The sequence below is a fragment of the Frigoribacterium sp. Leaf44 genome (assembly GCF_001421865.1).
Lineage (GTDB): Bacteria > Actinomycetota > Actinomycetes > Actinomycetales > Microbacteriaceae > Frigoribacterium.
Map to the genome: position 1 here is coordinate 135,249 of NZ_LMLG01000004.1, position 14,555 is coordinate 149,803.

Sequence of the window (14,555 nt, forward strand, 5' to 3'; positions counted from 1 at the left end):
GTGGCGGCGATCCGAGACCGTCGAGGGCGACCCGGTAGACCGATTCGCCGGCGGAACCGGCCAGGGGGCTCGCGAACTCGACGACCCCGGAGGCGCGGGTCGAGCCCCGGACGCGTTCCCGTCCCGGTAGGCACGCCTGGTGTTCGGCCAGCGTGCACGACCGATGTCGCAGGCAGTGGTCGAGGACGGCCACGGCTTGTCGTCGAGGCGCGGGCCAGCGGCGGGCCGAGCACCGGCATGCCCCACACCGCGGCCGCCGAGGTGTGGGACACGACGACTTCGTCACGCATCCGGCCGACCGCGGCCACCGTTCCGAGGGCGTGGCGTTCCTCCCGACGCAGGCCGCGCCGGTCCGCCGGATCGTCGAACCGTGATCGCCTGAGGAAGGATCGGAGGTCTCGTTCGTCGGTGGTCATGCGTCGATCGTCTCGGGAGCCGGAGGACTCCGACATCGGGTCGCGCCGCCCTGTGGACGGATTCGGGGGACGATCGAGAGGGGGACGAGAGACCATTCCCAGTCGAGGCGAGTTCGGTGAGTCGGAGAACACCCGACCACCGAAGGAGCACTCCATGCCCGATCTCTCCGGCTACGCCCACGTCGCCATCACCGTCTCCGACCTCGACGCGAGCCTCGCCTTCTACGAGAAGCTGCTCGGTGCCGGCCCGGTCGGCCGCATCGAGCTCGACGGCCTCGACCGCCGCATCTTCTCCGTCGGCAACGGCCAGATCCTCGGGGTGACGGCCTACACCGACGGCTCGTCCGCGGCCTTCGACCCGACCGTCCCCGGGCTCGACCACATCGGTCTCGCCGTGACCGACCGCGCCGGCGTCGTCGCCTGGCAGGAGCACGCCACGTCGGTCGGCATCGAGTCCGACCTGCAGGACGTCGATTTCGGCCACGCCCTGATGATCAAGGACCCCGACGGCAACCAGATCGAGTTCTTCGCCCCGCCGGCACAGAACTGACCTCAGCGTCGGCAGAACGGGCGGGTTCGTGCCCGACGGTCCGTCGAGACGGACCGTTCGATACGGACTCGCCCGTTCCTGCATGCCCGGGTCGCACGATCCGGGATGACGTGCCCTGACTGCCGTTCTCAGCGGTCGCGGGCGGCGGCGAGCAGGTCGCGTTCGTCGTCGGGCTCGAGCCCCGCGCCGTGGGGACCGGCCGCGCCGGGACGCGAGAGCTCCCACGCGAGGACGTCGCGCAGCGTCTCGTCCACGGGGCGCGGCACGAGGCCCGTGGCCCGGCCCGCGCCTCCTGACCGGGCGCCGAAGCCCGCATGCGTGGCGACGGGCACCCAGAGGGGCATCGACCGGGGTCCGGCCCACGGCCCGACCCCGTGAGCGTCGAGCCAGGCCTCGTCGACCGGGACGACCTCGCCCGTGTGGCCGACGACCCGGCGGGCCACCGCGAGGTGGTCGGCCAGCGACTGCCGATCACCCACCGCGTCGAACGTCCCCGAGACACCTCGCTCGAGGGACGCGACGATCCAGCCCGCCAGGTCCCGGACGTCGATCGCCTGCACGTCCAGACCGGGCACGTCGGGCACGAGTACGGGGTCGGGCTCCGTGGACGCGGCAGCCCGGGCGAAGCGGACCGGCCACCACCCCGTGCGCCCGGTGTGGTCGCCCGGTCCGCCGATGAGGCCCGCCCGGACGAGCAGCGACCGATCGGCCCCGAAGGCCTCGACGACGGCGCGCTCACCTGCGACCTTCGACCCGCCGTAGTCCGACTCGTCGGCGTCGACGAGGGCCGCCGTCTCGTCCGCCCCGGTGGTCGCGGTGTCGGCGTAGACGCTGACGCTCGAGACGAAGACGAAGGAGGCGCTGGCCGGCTCGAGCACCGAGACCGCGTCACGCACGTGCGACGCGTCGCGGCTCAGGTCGACGACCGCGTCCCAGCGCCGTCCGCCCTCGAGCACGGGATCGTACGCCCCGGGCGTGCGGCGGTCGGCCCGGACGAACGTCGCGCCGTCGGGGACGCCGCCGGACGACCCGCGGGCGAGACACGTGACGTCGTGGCCACCGGCGAGGGCCGCCTCGACGATCGTCCGACCGAGCCAGGCGGTGCCGCCGAGGATCAGCAGCCGCAGGGGGCGACGTGCCGCGGCGGTCGTGCCGGTCGGGCCCATGACGGCGTCAGAGACCGAGCTTGGCCTGGACGTCGGCGAGCGACGGGTTCGTGGCCGTCGAACCGTCGGGGTAGATGATCGTCGGCACGGTCTGGTTGCCGCCGTTGGCCTTCTCGACGATCTCGGCCGTGCCCGGCACCTCTTCGATGTTGACCTCGGTGAAGGCGATGCCCTGCTTGCCGAGCTGCTGCTTGAGTCGGGCGCAGTAGCCGCACCACGAGGTGCTGAACATGGTGATGCTGCCGGACTCGGGGACGTACGTGCTCGCGATGTCGCTCATGGCCCCAGGCTAAGCCCGGTCGGCGGTGAGCGCCGGGGGAGTTGGCTGGGAGGCGAACCAGCACGCACCACGAAGGGAACACCATGGCAGACACGGTCGCCGACCAGATCATCGCCCAGCTCGTCACCGCCGGGGTCCGGCGCATCTACGGCATCGTCGGCGACAGCCTGAACCCGATCGTCGACGCCGTGCGTCGCACCGGTGGATCGGCGAAGGGCGGGATCGACTGGATCCACGTCCGCAACGAGGAGGCCGCGGCGTTCATGGCCTCGGGCGACGCCCAGATGAGCGGCGAGCTCGCCGTCTGCGCCGGGTCGTGCGGGCCGGGCAACCTGCACCTGATCAACGGCCTGTACGACGCCAACCGCAGCCGCGCAAAGGTACTGGCCATCGCGAGCCACATCCCGAGCACGATGATCGGCTCGGACTACTTCCAGGAGACCCACCCCGACCGCCTCTTCGTCGAGTGCTCGGGCTACAGCGAGATGATCTCGACGGCCGAGCAGTCGCCGATGGTGGTCGCCAGCGCGATCCGGCACACCCTGGCGGGCGAAGGCGTCAGCGTCATCACGCTGCCGGGCGACATCGCCGAGCTCGACGCGGGCGGCAAGGTGCCCGCGTACGTCAGCGTCCGTCCGCCCGAGCTCGTGCCGGATCGGCACGACGTGCAGGCCCTGGCCGACGCGATCAACCAGGCCGACACCGTCGCGTTCTTCGTCGGCGAGGGCGGCCGCGGGTCGCACGACGAGATCATCGCGCTGGCCGACCTCGTGGCCGCCCCGATCGGGCACAGTCTGCGCGGCAAGGACGTCATCCAGTACGACAACCCGTTCGACGTCGGCATGACCGGCCTGCTCGGCTACGGGGCCGCCCACGCCGGCATCCACGACGCCGATCTGCTCGTGCTGCTCGGGACCGACTTCCCGTACCCGCAGTTCCTGCCGGACGCCTCGAAGGTGACCATCGCGCAGGTCGACGTCGACGCCGCCGTCATCGGACGTCGCGCCGACGTGCAGGTGCCCGTGCACGGCGCGATCGCCCCGACCCTCCGGGCGCTCATGCCGCTCGTGACCCGCAAGAAGAACCGGAAGTTCCTCGCGAAGACGCTCAAGAAGCACGAGAAGCTGATGACGGGTGCGGTCGGGGCCTACACGAAGAACGTCGAGAAGATGCGGCCGATCCACCCGGAGTACGCGGCCTCGCTGCTCGACGAGGTCGCCGCCGACAACGCGATCTTCACGGCCGACACGGGCATGGGCAACGTCTGGGCCGCGCGCTACGTCACCCCGACCCCGCGCCGGCGCATCTTCGGCTCGTACCTGCACGGCTCGATGGCCAACGCCCTGCCGCACGCCCTCGGGGCGCAGATGGCGTACCCCGACCGCCAGGTCGTCTCGATCTCGGGCGACGGCGGGCTGTCGATGCTGATGGGCGAGCTCGTCACGGCGCAGATGTACCAGCTGCCGGTCAAGATCGTGGTCTTCAACAACTCGACGTTGGGCCTCGTCAAGCTCGAGATGCTCGTCGACGGGTTCCCCGACTTCGGCGTCGACGTGCCCTACACGGACTACGCCGCGGTGGCGCGCGCCATCGGCATCCACGCCGTCCACGTCGACGACCCCCGCGACCTCCGGGCGGCCTACGAGGCAGCCTTCGAACACGACGGTCCGGCGCTCGTCGACATCGCGACCGACCCGAAGGCGTTGTCACTGCCCCCGACGATCACGGGCGCCCAGGTGAAGGGCTTCTCGCTCGCCATGTCGAAGATCGTCATGAACGGCGGCGCGGGCGAGGCCGTGGCCATGGCGCGGTCGAACCTGCGCAACGTGCCCCGTCCCTGAAGCCGTCGCCGCGCCTCCTGCGTCCTCGCTCTCGAGGGGTCAGGAGGCGCGGTGCGTCACGGGCAGGACACCTCGCGACCCTGCCCGCCCGGCTCAGCCCGCGGCGGGAGCGCTGCGCGCGGCCAGCCGGGCGACGGCCGTGAGCGGGATGTCGATCCAGTCCGGCCGGTTGCGGCTCTCGTAGATCGCCTCGTACACGGCCTTGTCGATCTCGAACGCGTCGAGCAGGGCGCGGGCGGCTCGGACGTCGACACCGGACGAGGCGACGTACCCGTCGACGAACGCGCGGCGGGCGTCGTGCGCCCAGGCCTTCGCGTCGACCGGCACGTCCTCTTGCGCGAGCGAGCCGGCCACGTAGTCGAAGGACCTCAGCATGCCCGCGATGTCACGGATCGGCAGGTCGGGGCGCGAGCGCTCGGGCATCGGCCGCAGGGGCTCGCCCTCGAAGTCGATGAGCATCCAGCCGCGCTCGGGCGAGAGCAGGGCCTGACCGAGGTGCAGGTCGCCGTGGATGCGTTGCAGGTCGGGCCAGTGCAGGTGCTCGGCCGCGTCGTAGACGGTTCCGATCGCGTCGGCGTGCTCGGCGATCTGCGGCACCTCGCGCGCCGCGGTCGTGATGCGCCGCCGCATGCTCGTCAGGGCCCCGGCGATCTCGTCGTCGCCGGCGGGCACCGTGCCGAGGTCGGTGGCGAGGGTGGCGTGTACCTCGGCCACGGCCACGCCGAGCGCGTGGGCCTCGGCCGTGAAGTCGGTGCCCTCGGCCGCGGCCGTCAGGGCCACGCGCCAGGCGTCTTCGAGGCCGGGCAGGAACTCCTGGGAGAAGGCGAGGTGGCCGGTGGCCGTTCCGCCCTCGCGTCCGACGTCGGGCCAGGTCGCCCGCAGCGAGCCGAACGACGAGGGGACGTGCGTCGACCCGCCCCGGGTCAGGGCGGCCTGGGTCGTGACGTCCGGGTTGTCGCCGTGGTGCAGCACCCGGAAGACCTTCGCGATGACCTGGTCGACGGGACCGCCTTCGACGTCGTAGACGATGGACGTGTTCGACTGCTCGCCCGAGAGCACGCGCGAGCGACGCACCTGCCCGGGGTCGACGATGCACGTGCCGTCGACCGTGATGTCGGCACCCGCGACGTGCGCCTCGGCGGACATGGTGCGCAGCAACTCCCGTGCGTAGGCCGGGTCGTGGGGTCCGTCGTAGAGGTAGCGTCCGTCGGCCGAGCCGATGAAGGCCGCGTCGCCGCCGGGCAGGGGGGTCGCGCGGCTGACGAGGGGCACCTGGTAGAGGACGGGGACGTCCGCCGCCTCGTCGATGATCAGCAGCGTCATGGTGAGGGCGTCGTCCACCTCGGCCTCGAACGAGCCGATCACCCGCAGCGCTGGCGTCCGTCCCTTGGTCGCGTACCAGCGCTGTCGCGCCATCCATCCGGCAAGAATCGGTGCCACATCGCTCATGCGACGACCCTACGCCGGGCCGCCCGGCGGGGTCCGGGAGCGGCCCACCAGCCCCTCGACTACAACGGAGTGATGAGCACCGCATCCCCGCGCCGCACCGAACAGACCGAGATCGAGCGCAAGTACGACGTCCACGAGAGCGTCCGGGTGCCCGACCTGGCCGGGGTGGGCGGTGGCACCGCCGGGGCCCCGGTCGTCGACGTCGTCGGGCACGACGACCCGGTCGAACTCGCCGCGACCTACTGGGACACCGTCGACCACACGCTGCTCGGGGCCCGGACCACCCTCAGGAGGCGCGAGGGCGGTGACGACGCCGGTTGGCACCTCAAGCTGCCGCCGTCGGCCGGCACGTCCGGGCGCCGCGAGGTGCACTGGCCGCTCGGCGAACCCGACGAGCCCGTGCCGGACGCCCTACGGCGGCTGGTCGAGGCACGGCTGCGGGGCCGGCCCGTGCACCCCGTGCTGCGACTCGAGACGACGCGCACCGTGACCCGCCTGCTCAACGGCTCGGGCCGCCGGCTGGCCGAACTCGCCGACGACGTCGTGCGGGCGTCGAACCCCGACACGGGCGTGCTGCGCACCTGGCGCGAGTGGGAGGTCGAGCTCGCGCCGGGCGTCGACGGCGACGAGGGCGAGCGGCTGCTCGACGCCGTCGCCGAGCGACTCGAGTCGGCCGGGGCGTCGGTGTCGTCGTCGAAGTCGAAGCTGGCCCGAGGACTGGGCTCGGAGTCGGCAGGGCCGTCGGTGACGGGCGAAGGCGCGGGCGGGGCCGCCTCGACGGTCGTGCCTGCCGGGGCCCCTGCCCCTGCCCCGGCCCCGAAGAAGAAGTCGGCCGCGGCTTTCGTGGCGTCCGCCGCGTCGGGACTCCGTGACGAGCTGCTCGCGGTCGACGCCGCCGTGCGCGACGGCCGGCCGGAGGCCGTCCATCGGCTACGGACCACGATTCGTCGACTGCGCGCCTTGCTGACCGTGTGGGACGGCGTCCTCGACCCCGCGCTCGCCGCGACCGTCGTGGCGGGTGCCCGCCACGTCGGCCAGGTCTCGGGGGTCGCTCGGGACGTCGAGGTGGCGCGTGGCCGGGTGGCGACCCGCGCCTCCTCGGCTCCGGCGGGGTTCGTGGCCGCCCAGGCCACGGGGCGGATCGACGCCCGGCTCGGCGAACGGCTCGACGAGGCCGTCGGTGACGTGCGTCGCCTGCTCGACTCGGGAGCCTGGTTCGACCTGCTGGACGCGGTCGACGCGCTCGTGGCGGCCCCGGCGACGGGCACGCACGCGGCGGACCCGGCGGCCGAGCTCTCCGCCGCACGGCTGCGGGCCGAGCGGAAGTGGACGAAGCGGGCCGTCCGGGCCGGGCTCGCGGCACTGGACGCGACGGACCTCGAGAACGGAGCGGCGGTGGTCTCGGCCCTGCACGACGCCCGGAAGGCCGCCCGACGGCTGCGGTACGCCCTCGAGGCCGACCGGGTCCGCCGCGGGTCGGGTCGCGGCCGCGCCCGCCGGGCCGAGGCCGTGCAGGACGCCCTCGGCGAGCACCGGGACGCCCTGGCCGCGGTGCGGACGGTGCGCGAGGTCGCGTCGTTCGCCCACCGGTCCGGCGAGGATGCCTTCGGCTACGGCGTGCTGGCGACCCTGGAGGCTCGCGGGGCCGAGGACGCCCTCCGCCGCTTCCGCCGCGCTGCCCGACGGCTCTGACCGCGGAGGCCGGAGGCCAGGGGCAGAGGGCGGAGGGTGGGCCGAACCCGACCGTGCCGGACGCCGAACACGGGCGTGTCCGTGGCGGACGGTCGATCGTGCTCGCCCACATCCGTCGGACTCGCCCGTCTTCGGTCGGGCCCGCCGACGCCGGGCGGGTCAGGACGGTCGGGTCGCTTCCCTCGGGCGGCGGGCCGAACCCGACCGCGCCTCCTTCGGGCGGCGGGCCGAACCCGACCGCGCCTCCTTCCGGCGGCGGGCCGAACCCGACCGCGCCTCCTTCGGGCGGCGGGCCGACCCGACATCTGCCGCCCGACACGCCGTGCGCAGGGAGACATGAGCGGCGTGTCGTCACCTGGTGGTCGCGATTTGCACAGGCAGGCAGGCAGGCAGGCAGGCAGGGACTCGGGGCGAGGTCGGGCAGGGATGGGGTCAGGGGGTGCGGCGGGCGAGCACGGCTTGCAGCTTGCGGACGGTGGCGTCGTTGCGGGCCGTGACCGGGGTAGGCAGTCCGCGCCACCAGGCGGCGGGAACCCGCGAGGCGAGGACGCCCGCCGGCAGCCACTGGTAGACGGCGTCCGGCGCGACGACCAGGTCTTCGTCGCCCAGGTCGACGGCAGGAGGCGCGAACCCGTCGAGAGCGCCCGGCACCTCGGCGAACGCCACCGACAGCAACGTCGGCTCGCGCCCCTCGCGCCCCTCGCGGCCGTCGTGCCCGTCGCCGCCGCTGTCTTCGCCATCGTGCCCGTCGCCGCCGTCGCCGCCGTCGCGTCGGAGCGGGTTGGCCACGGCCAGCCGCGTGAAGCGCACGGCGTCGAGCAGCACCAGGTCGGCGTCGACGCCGGTGGCCCGGGCGATCGCCGCCCGGAGCCCGGCTGCGTCGTCGGCACCGAGCCGCGACGAGGCCCCGAACACCAGGTTGCCGCTGTTGAGCAGCGTCTCGGGGCGTTCGAAGCCGAGGTCGGCGGCCACGCGCCGCAGGTCGGCCATGGCCACCCGCTTGGCCGTGCCGACGTTGACGCCCCGCAGCAGGGCGACGTGGTCCACGCGCGTCAGGCCCGCCCGAGGACGTCGAGGATCCACGCGATCTCGAACGCCCGCTCGCGCCAGGACTCGTACCGACCGCTGACGCCGCCGTGCCCGGCTGACATCTCGGTCTTGAGCAGCACCGGGGCGTCGACCTCGCGCAGCCGCGCCACCCACTTGGCGGGCTCGACGTAGAGCACCCGGGTGTCGTTGATCGAGGTCACGGCGAGGATGCGCGGGTAGGTCACGTCGTCGCGCACGTTCTCGTACGGGCTGTAACCGCGCATGTACTCGTAGACCTCGGCGTCGTGCAGGGGGTCGCCCCACTCGTCCCACTCGATCACGGTGAGCGGCAGGTCGGGGTCGAGGATGCTCGTGAGGGCGTCGACGAACGGGACGGCCGCGACGATCCCGGCGAACCGGTCGGGGGCGATGTTCGCCACCGCGCCCATCAGCAGGCCGCCCGCGCTGCCGCCCTCGGCCACCATCAGCTCGGGGGTCGTGCGGCCCTCGGCGATCAGGTGGTCGGCGACGGCGACGAAGTCGGTGAAGGTGTTCTTCTTGGTGAGCGTCTTGCCGTCCTCGTACCAGGAGCGTCCCAGCTCGCCGCCGCCGCGGACGTGTGCCACGGCGAACACGACGCCGCGGTCGAGCAACGACAGGCGGGCGACGCTGAAGCCCGGGTCGATGCTGTGCTCGTACGAGCCGTAGCCGTAGAGGTGCACCGGTGAGGGCCCCTCGGCGGGGACGGCGTCACGACGCCAGACGAGCGACACGGGCACGCGGGTGCCGTCGGCCGCCGTGGCCCACTCGCGGGCCTGGTCGTAGTCGGCCGGGTCGTAGCCGCCGAGGACGTTCTGGCGCTTGAGCAGGTGACGCTCGCCGGTGCGGACGTCGAGGTCGTAGACCGTCGACGGCGTGACGAACGAGGTGTAGCCGAAGCGGACGGTCGGCTGGTCGAACTCGGGGTTGCCGCCCGCGCCGGCCGCGAACAGCGGCTCGTCGAAGCCGACCTCGGTGACCTCGCCGTAGCCGTCGGGACCGAGCGGCACGACCGCGAACCGCGGCAGCGCGTCGCGGCGGTACTCGACCACGAGGTGGCCGGAGAACGCGTCGACGGACTCGAGCCGGACGGAGGCGCGGTGCTCGACGATCACGCGGCGGTCGGTCGTCGAGGTGGGTTCGTCGGCCGGCACGTCGACGAGCTCGAAGTTCTCGGCGCCGTCGTTGTGGACGATCAGCAGGCGGTCGCTGCCCGCGACGATCGCGTGTTCGACGTCGTACTCGACGCCCTCGCGACGCGGCCAGACGACCCGGAACTCGCCGGTCGGGTCGGCCGCGTCGAGCAGCCAGGTCTCGCTCGTGATCTTCGACCCGACGTCGACAACGAGGTACTGGCGGCTGCGGGTGAGGCCCACCCCGATCCAGTAGCGGTCGTCGGTCTCGGTGAACACCGTGACGTCCTCGCCGGGCTGCCCGACCTCGTGACGCCAGATGGTGTCGGGACGCCAGGACTCGTCGACGGTGGGGTAGAAGACGAACCGGCCTGTGGCGTCGAACAGGGCGCCGGCGGCCGTGCCGGTGACCACGTCGTCGAGGTCGCGGCCGGTCGTCAGGTCGCGGATGCGCAGCGTGTAGCGCTCGTCGCCCTCGACGTCGACCGCGTAGGCGAGCAGGGAGCCGTCGGGCGAGACGTCGAAGCTGCCGATCGAGAAGAAGTCGTGCCCCTCGGCCTCGGCGTTGCCGTCGAGCAGCACCTGCTCGCCCTCGGCGGCCTCGCCCGCCTCGATCGACGGGGGAGTCCAGTCGTCGGGCCCGGCGATCGGTGCGCGGCAGTGGATGCCGTACTGCTGCCCCTCGGCCGTGCGCGAGTAGTACCACCACGAACCCTCACGGACCGGGACGCCCAGGTCGGTCTCTTGCACCCGGCCCTTGATCTCGTCGAAGACCGTCTGCCGCAGATCGGCGAGGTGGGCCGTCTCGACCTCGGTGTGCGCGTTCTCGGCCTCGAGGTGCGCGACGACCTCGGGGTCGTCCTTGGCGCGGAGCCACTCGTAGTCGTCGACGAAGTCGTGACCGTGGTGCGAGCGGGTGACGGGCTTCTGGGGGGCGCGGGGAGCAGGAACGGAGGCCATCACCCGAGCCTAACGGCGGCTCAGATCGAGCGGTCGCTCGCGGTGATTCCGCCGAAGGCCGGTACCTCGGGGTACTCGTCCGAGGCGACGTGGACGTCGGCCGGGTCGGGGGCCTCGCCCTCGCGGGCCTCGTCGATCGCCTGCTCGGGGGTGCCGGCCTTCTCCGCCGCCGACTCGGAGTGCGTCCCGGGGACGGTGTACGTCGCGTCGACGTCGTGGCCGGCGGGGTCGGTCGCGTCGTCGCGGGGTTCCGGGGTGTCGTGAGTCGTGGTCTCGTCGCGGTCGCTCATGTCGGGGACGGTACCCGCGCCTCCTCGGCGACGTCCGGTCGGGTCGTCGGTCGTCCGCCGGCCCCGACGCGGGTCACCGCCCGGCCCGGCGGTCAGTCGTCGACCGGCAAGGCGGTGGTCGGCGCGGTCAAGCCCTGGACGGTGGCGCCGAGGTGCGCCTCGCCGGGTTCGAGGTCGGAGATGGACCGGCGGTCGGACCGCAGCCGCCTCACCGAGGCGTTGAGCCGGGCGTGCAGCTGCATGAGGTGCAGGCGGTAGCGCTCGGGAGCGTCGTCGCTGTCGTCTAGGAACGTGTTGCAGGCGAGCGTCATCTCGTTGAGCACGGGCAGGGCCGACGAGCGGGGGCGGAGTGCTCGCCGGGCCCGCCGGATCTCACCCCTCATGGCCGAGATCGAATGGCGCGCCTGCTCGTAGACGGGGTCGAGGGCGCGGGGGTTGGGGCTGAGCCTCGGCGCCACCCGGCGCAGCACGCGCCGGAAGTGGATCTCGGTGATCAGCTCGTTGAGGGCGGACGCCTCGCGCCGCCGCGATTCGATCAGACGCACGAGCAGGTTCGACGCGAACGCCGCCCCGGCACCCACGAAGGCACCCACGGTCACCGTCACGACGTCCCACCAGCTCATGGCCACACGCTACGACGCACCACCGACAGGCGGGGCGGGGGAGCGTCGGTCAGCGGGAGGCGTCGTCGAGCCGACCCATGAGCGACCAGACGGCCCGCGACAGCTCGGGGTGCCACAACGCGATGGTGCGCAGGTAGCCGAGTTCGTCGGCGAGTCCGAGCCCCGTCGCGGTCGGCACGCCGTCGGTGCCGAGGGCGTCGGCCCGCAGCGAGATGACGACCTGCTCGTCGACGGTGGGCAGCCCGGGGATGACGTCCCAGGGGTCCTCGCCGTTGCGGCAGCGCAGTTCGATGAGGGCGGAGAGCTCGTCGTGCGCCTCGGCGCGCAGCACCTCGAGGCTGCGACCGGCGCCGCGGAACTCCGGCCCGGGGCGTCGCCTCCCGCTCGATCGTGCTTCGGACATGCCGACGAGCCTACGCGCGAGCCGCCGAGCCGTTCCCGGGGACGCGCCCCGCGCCTCCGGCCGTCCGTCCTCCGGGCATGACGGCAGCCGATAGCCTGCCGTCATGCCGGTCTACCGCGTCTGCGTCGCCTACCTGTTGCGGGAACACGAGGGCCGCACCCAGGTGCTGCTGGGTCGCAAGAAGCGTGGACTCGGCGCGGGGCACTGGGTCGGCCTCGGCGGCAAGCTCGAGCCGGGCGAGGGGGTCGAGGAGGCGGTGGTCCGCGAGATCGTGGAGGAGAGCGGCGTCGAGGTGCTCCCGTCCGACCTCGACCGGCGGGGCGACCTGCTGTACCTCTTCCCGCACCGCGAGAGCTGGAGCCAGCGGTCGACGGTCTTCGTCGTCACCGCGTGGCGCGGCGAACCGGCCGAGAGCGACGAGCTGGTGCCGCGGTGGTTCGACCTCGACGACCTGCCCCTGGACGAGATGTGGGACGACGCGTCGCGCTGGCTGCCCGGGGTGCTCGCCGGGGGACGGGTGGCTCGGACGTTCGTGTTCGCGGCCGACCTCGCGACGGTGGCCTCGGACGCCCCGCTGCCCGCCGGCCACGCCGGTCCCTGAGGTCGTCCGGCCCTGGCGCATGGCCCTCGCAGAGGGGGGCGCGGCGGCGGCGCGCCCCGCTTAGGGTCGGACCCGAGACGGATCTCGGGGGACACCCCCGCCGTCGGACGGATCTCACGGGGAGCGACATGACCAGCTACGACGGCCTGACCACGACCACGGTCCGGAGCGTGGCCGGCACCGCCATGGCGCCCCGCCACCTGTCGTTGCCGCTGTGGCTGCCCGCGGTCGCCTGGGCCCTCGGCCTCGTCGCCGTCGTGGTCGGAGCGGCGTTCGGCGGCGTCCTGTGGGCACTCTCGAGCCTCGGCATGGTCGCCCTCGTCGCGGGCATGGCCGCCACGGCCGCGCGGTGGCACCGCATCGAACGCCTCGCCGCGAACGAGCTGGCCGAACGACGGGCGTCGGCCGCCGAGGCCCGACTCGTCTGAGACCGGTACCTCACCCGCCCGGGGTCAGCGCCCGCGTCGAGTCCTGGTGCGGGACAGCCCCGCCCGCACGAAGAAGTCGACGACACCCGTGAGCACGGCGCCGACGACCGCGATCCAGGCGTAGCCGACGAAGCGTGCCGCGACGTCGGGACCACCCTGTGGTGCCAGCGTGACCGAGAGCACGTAGAGGGTCCCGGCCGCGACGAGCAGCAGGACGACGAGGGTGACGAGCAGACGGTGCAGGGTGTTCGTGGTCACGAGCGTCGAGGGTACCGCCTCAGCGCGCCGCACCGGAGTCGCGCGCGGGGTGCGCCGACCCGGCCCGGTCGCTCGGCACGACCCGCACGGGTCGCGTCGAGAGTTCGTCGTTCTCGAGCCCGCCGGGGGCGCCGAGGAACATGTCGCCCCGCTCCCCGTCGTCACCGAGATCGCCGCGCTCGTCCTCGGGGATCGTGTTGATGGTGCCCGTGTCCGTCGCCACGAGACCGTGGCGGGAGAGCACCTCGTCGCGCTCGGCGACGAGGAACTCGCGATTCGCGTTCTGGGCGTCGGCGAACATCGTGGTGCGACCCGACACGATGCGCGCGATGCGACGGTTCTCCCACCAGCGCTTGCCGACGATCATCAGCACGATGCCGAGGGCGGCGTAGCAGAGCATCATCGTCACGCCGCGGCCGTATCCGGGGCCGACGCCGTAGAGCACCCGTTTGAGCATCTCGGTGATGCCGCTGCCGACGACGACGGCGTTGAGCCAGGCGAACGGTTGGGGCATGAACCACGCCGGGTAGGCGGCGCCGGACGACGGCATGGACAGGAAGACGAAGACGATCATGGCGGGCAGGGCGACGAACCGTCCGACGAAGTAGCTGATGCCGTTGACCGCGAGGCCGATCGCGATGATCCAGGCCCAGGCGATGAGGAAGAGCGGCACGAAGTGCCCGTCGACGGCGCCGATCACGGGCCCCGCGAGGACGTTCGTCACGAGCGAGATCACGCCGCCGCCGACACCGATGACGGTCATCCGGGTGCGGTGGCGGAGCGGCGCGCCCATCAGCCCGATGAACATCGCCACCATGTAGCCGCCGATGCACCACGAGAGCATGAGGTACATCGACACGGTGCCGTACTCGTCGTTCGCGGGCAGGGGGGCCAGGTCGGTGACGGTGGGCGTGACCCCCTGGGCCTCGAGCACGGGGGTGATCGTCGCCGGGATGAGGGCGGCGACCTGGTACTGGTGGGCGCTCGCGGTGTAGATCGTGGTGTCGGCCGGGTCGTAGGCCACGGCGACCCGTCCGGCGAGCACCGCCTCCTCGGCCTCGTCGGCGGAGCCGTAGGCGCGGACGTCGATCACGCCGGGGCGGGCGTCGTCGAGGCCCGTCTGCAGATCGGCGGCGGCCGACGAGGACCCGACGACCGCGACGGGGACGTCGTGCGGGTGGGGGGCGTGGAAAGCCGCGATGTAGCAGAGGCAGAAGCCCACGATGAAGAACAGCGGCAGCCAGAGCTGCAGGCCGATCAGCTGCAACGACGGGTGGAGGGTCGAGTACCAGCGGCGGTAACGACCGAGCTCGGGCTTGGGCGGCCCGCCCGCGTCGTCCGTGGTCGTCTGGTTCGTCGTGGTCGCCACGGTGCGGTGCCCTCCTGCTCTCGGTCGT

The 14,555-nt window shown here is 73.0% G+C and carries 16 protein-coding genes; 5 read left to right on the forward strand and 11 right to left on the reverse strand.

The annotated features are described in order from the left end of the window. The coding region (locus tag ASE87_RS16665) for a hypothetical protein (RefSeq protein WP_235472230.1) at positions 1 to 193 on the reverse strand (193 nt) is incomplete at its 3' end. 377 nt (positions 194 to 570) lie between these two features. Between ASE87_RS16665 and ASE87_RS16315 the strand changes: the two genes are divergently transcribed. Further along, complete coding sequence (locus ASE87_RS16315; RefSeq protein ID WP_043596420.1) at positions 571 to 966, forward strand: VOC family protein; 396 nt, start codon at positions 571 to 573, stop codon at positions 964 to 966. A gap of 128 nt (positions 967 to 1,094) precedes the next feature. Here the strand turns inward: ASE87_RS16315 and ASE87_RS06875 are convergent, their stop codons facing one another. Both ASE87_RS06875 and ASE87_RS06880 read right to left on the reverse strand, forming a co-directional pair. Then, entirely contained in the window at positions 1,095 to 2,132 is a 1,038-nt protein-coding gene (locus ASE87_RS06875; RefSeq protein ID WP_235472231.1) for an NAD-dependent epimerase/dehydratase family protein, read from the reverse strand. Between the two features lie 7 nt (positions 2,133 to 2,139). Continuing rightward, positions 2,140 to 2,412 carry a mycoredoxin gene (locus ASE87_RS06880; RefSeq protein WP_043596421.1) on the reverse strand — a complete coding sequence of 91 codons (273 nt, stop codon included), beginning with the start codon at positions 2,410 to 2,412 and terminating at the stop codon, positions 2,140 to 2,142. 83 nt (positions 2,413 to 2,495) lie between these two features. Between ASE87_RS06880 and ASE87_RS06885 the strand changes: the two genes are divergently transcribed. Beyond that, the gene (locus tag ASE87_RS06885) at positions 2,496 to 4,253 is read left to right on the forward strand and encodes a pyruvate dehydrogenase (protein ID WP_056227060.1); all 1,758 of its coding nucleotides are present in this window, start codon (positions 2,496 to 2,498) and stop codon (positions 4,251 to 4,253) included. 93 nt (positions 4,254 to 4,346) lie between these two features. Here ASE87_RS06885 and ASE87_RS06890 read toward each other — a convergent pair whose 3' ends face one another. Continuing rightward, complete coding sequence (locus ASE87_RS06890) at positions 4,347 to 5,702, reverse strand: hypothetical protein (protein WP_056227062.1); 1,356 nt, start codon at positions 5,700 to 5,702, stop codon at positions 4,347 to 4,349. A 72-nt stretch (positions 5,703 to 5,774) separates the two neighbouring features. On the opposite strand from ASE87_RS06890, the gene ASE87_RS06895 reads away from it, so the two are divergent. Beyond that, on the forward strand, positions 5,775 to 7,394 hold the full coding sequence (locus ASE87_RS06895) for a CYTH and CHAD domain-containing protein (RefSeq protein WP_056227064.1): 1,620 nt from the start codon (positions 5,775 to 5,777) through the stop codon (positions 7,392 to 7,394). A gap of 432 nt (positions 7,395 to 7,826) precedes the next feature. Here ASE87_RS06895 and ASE87_RS06900 read toward each other — a convergent pair whose 3' ends face one another. The 5 genes from ASE87_RS06900 to ASE87_RS06920 all read right to left on the reverse strand — a co-directional run bounded on the left by ASE87_RS06900 (position 7,827) and on the right by ASE87_RS06920 (position 11,871). Next, positions 7,827 to 8,441, reverse strand: coding sequence for a DUF1697 domain-containing protein (locus ASE87_RS06900; protein ID WP_056227066.1), 615 nt, complete (start codon positions 8,439 to 8,441; stop codon positions 7,827 to 7,829). 5 nt (positions 8,442 to 8,446) lie between these two features. Continuing rightward, complete coding sequence (locus ASE87_RS06905; protein ID WP_056227068.1) at positions 8,447 to 10,555, reverse strand: S9 family peptidase; 2,109 nt, start codon at positions 10,553 to 10,555, stop codon at positions 8,447 to 8,449. 20 nt (positions 10,556 to 10,575) lie between these two features. Beyond that, positions 10,576 to 10,845 (reverse strand): hypothetical protein, encoded by a 270-nt coding sequence (locus ASE87_RS06910; protein ID WP_056227070.1) that lies wholly within the window; start codon positions 10,843 to 10,845, stop codon positions 10,576 to 10,578. Positions 10,846 to 10,937: 92 nt separating this feature from the next. Beyond that, positions 10,938 to 11,468, reverse strand: a complete 531-nt coding sequence (locus ASE87_RS06915; protein ID WP_056227072.1) for a hypothetical protein — start codon at positions 11,466 to 11,468, stop codon at positions 10,938 to 10,940. A 49-nt stretch (positions 11,469 to 11,517) separates the two neighbouring features. Continuing rightward, positions 11,518 to 11,871 carry a hypothetical protein gene (locus tag ASE87_RS06920; protein ID WP_043596433.1) on the reverse strand — a complete coding sequence of 118 codons (354 nt, stop codon included), beginning with the start codon at positions 11,869 to 11,871 and terminating at the stop codon, positions 11,518 to 11,520. A 103-nt stretch (positions 11,872 to 11,974) separates the two neighbouring features. Here ASE87_RS06920 and ASE87_RS06925 point away from each other — a divergent pair, with 103 nt between their 5' ends. Together ASE87_RS06925 and ASE87_RS06930 are read left to right on the forward strand one after the other, a co-directional pair. Then, positions 11,975 to 12,472 carry an 8-oxo-dGTP diphosphatase gene (locus ASE87_RS06925; RefSeq protein ID WP_056227074.1) on the forward strand — a complete coding sequence of 166 codons (498 nt, stop codon included), beginning with the start codon at positions 11,975 to 11,977 and terminating at the stop codon, positions 12,470 to 12,472. Positions 12,473 to 12,600: 128 nt separating this feature from the next. After that, positions 12,601 to 12,900, forward strand: a complete 300-nt coding sequence (locus ASE87_RS06930; protein WP_056227076.1) for a hypothetical protein — start codon at positions 12,601 to 12,603, stop codon at positions 12,898 to 12,900. A 24-nt stretch (positions 12,901 to 12,924) separates the two neighbouring features. Here the strand turns inward: ASE87_RS06930 and ASE87_RS06935 are convergent, their stop codons facing one another. Next, complete coding sequence (locus ASE87_RS06935) at positions 12,925 to 13,158, reverse strand: hypothetical protein (RefSeq protein ID WP_043596437.1); 234 nt, start codon at positions 13,156 to 13,158, stop codon at positions 12,925 to 12,927. A 19-nt stretch (positions 13,159 to 13,177) separates the two neighbouring features. After that, positions 13,178 to 14,527: an ABC transporter permease gene (locus ASE87_RS06940; RefSeq protein WP_056227078.1), complete on the reverse strand. Its 1,350-nt coding sequence runs from the start codon at positions 14,525 to 14,527 to the stop codon at positions 13,178 to 13,180. Between the last annotated feature and the right edge of the window lie 28 nt (positions 14,528 to 14,555).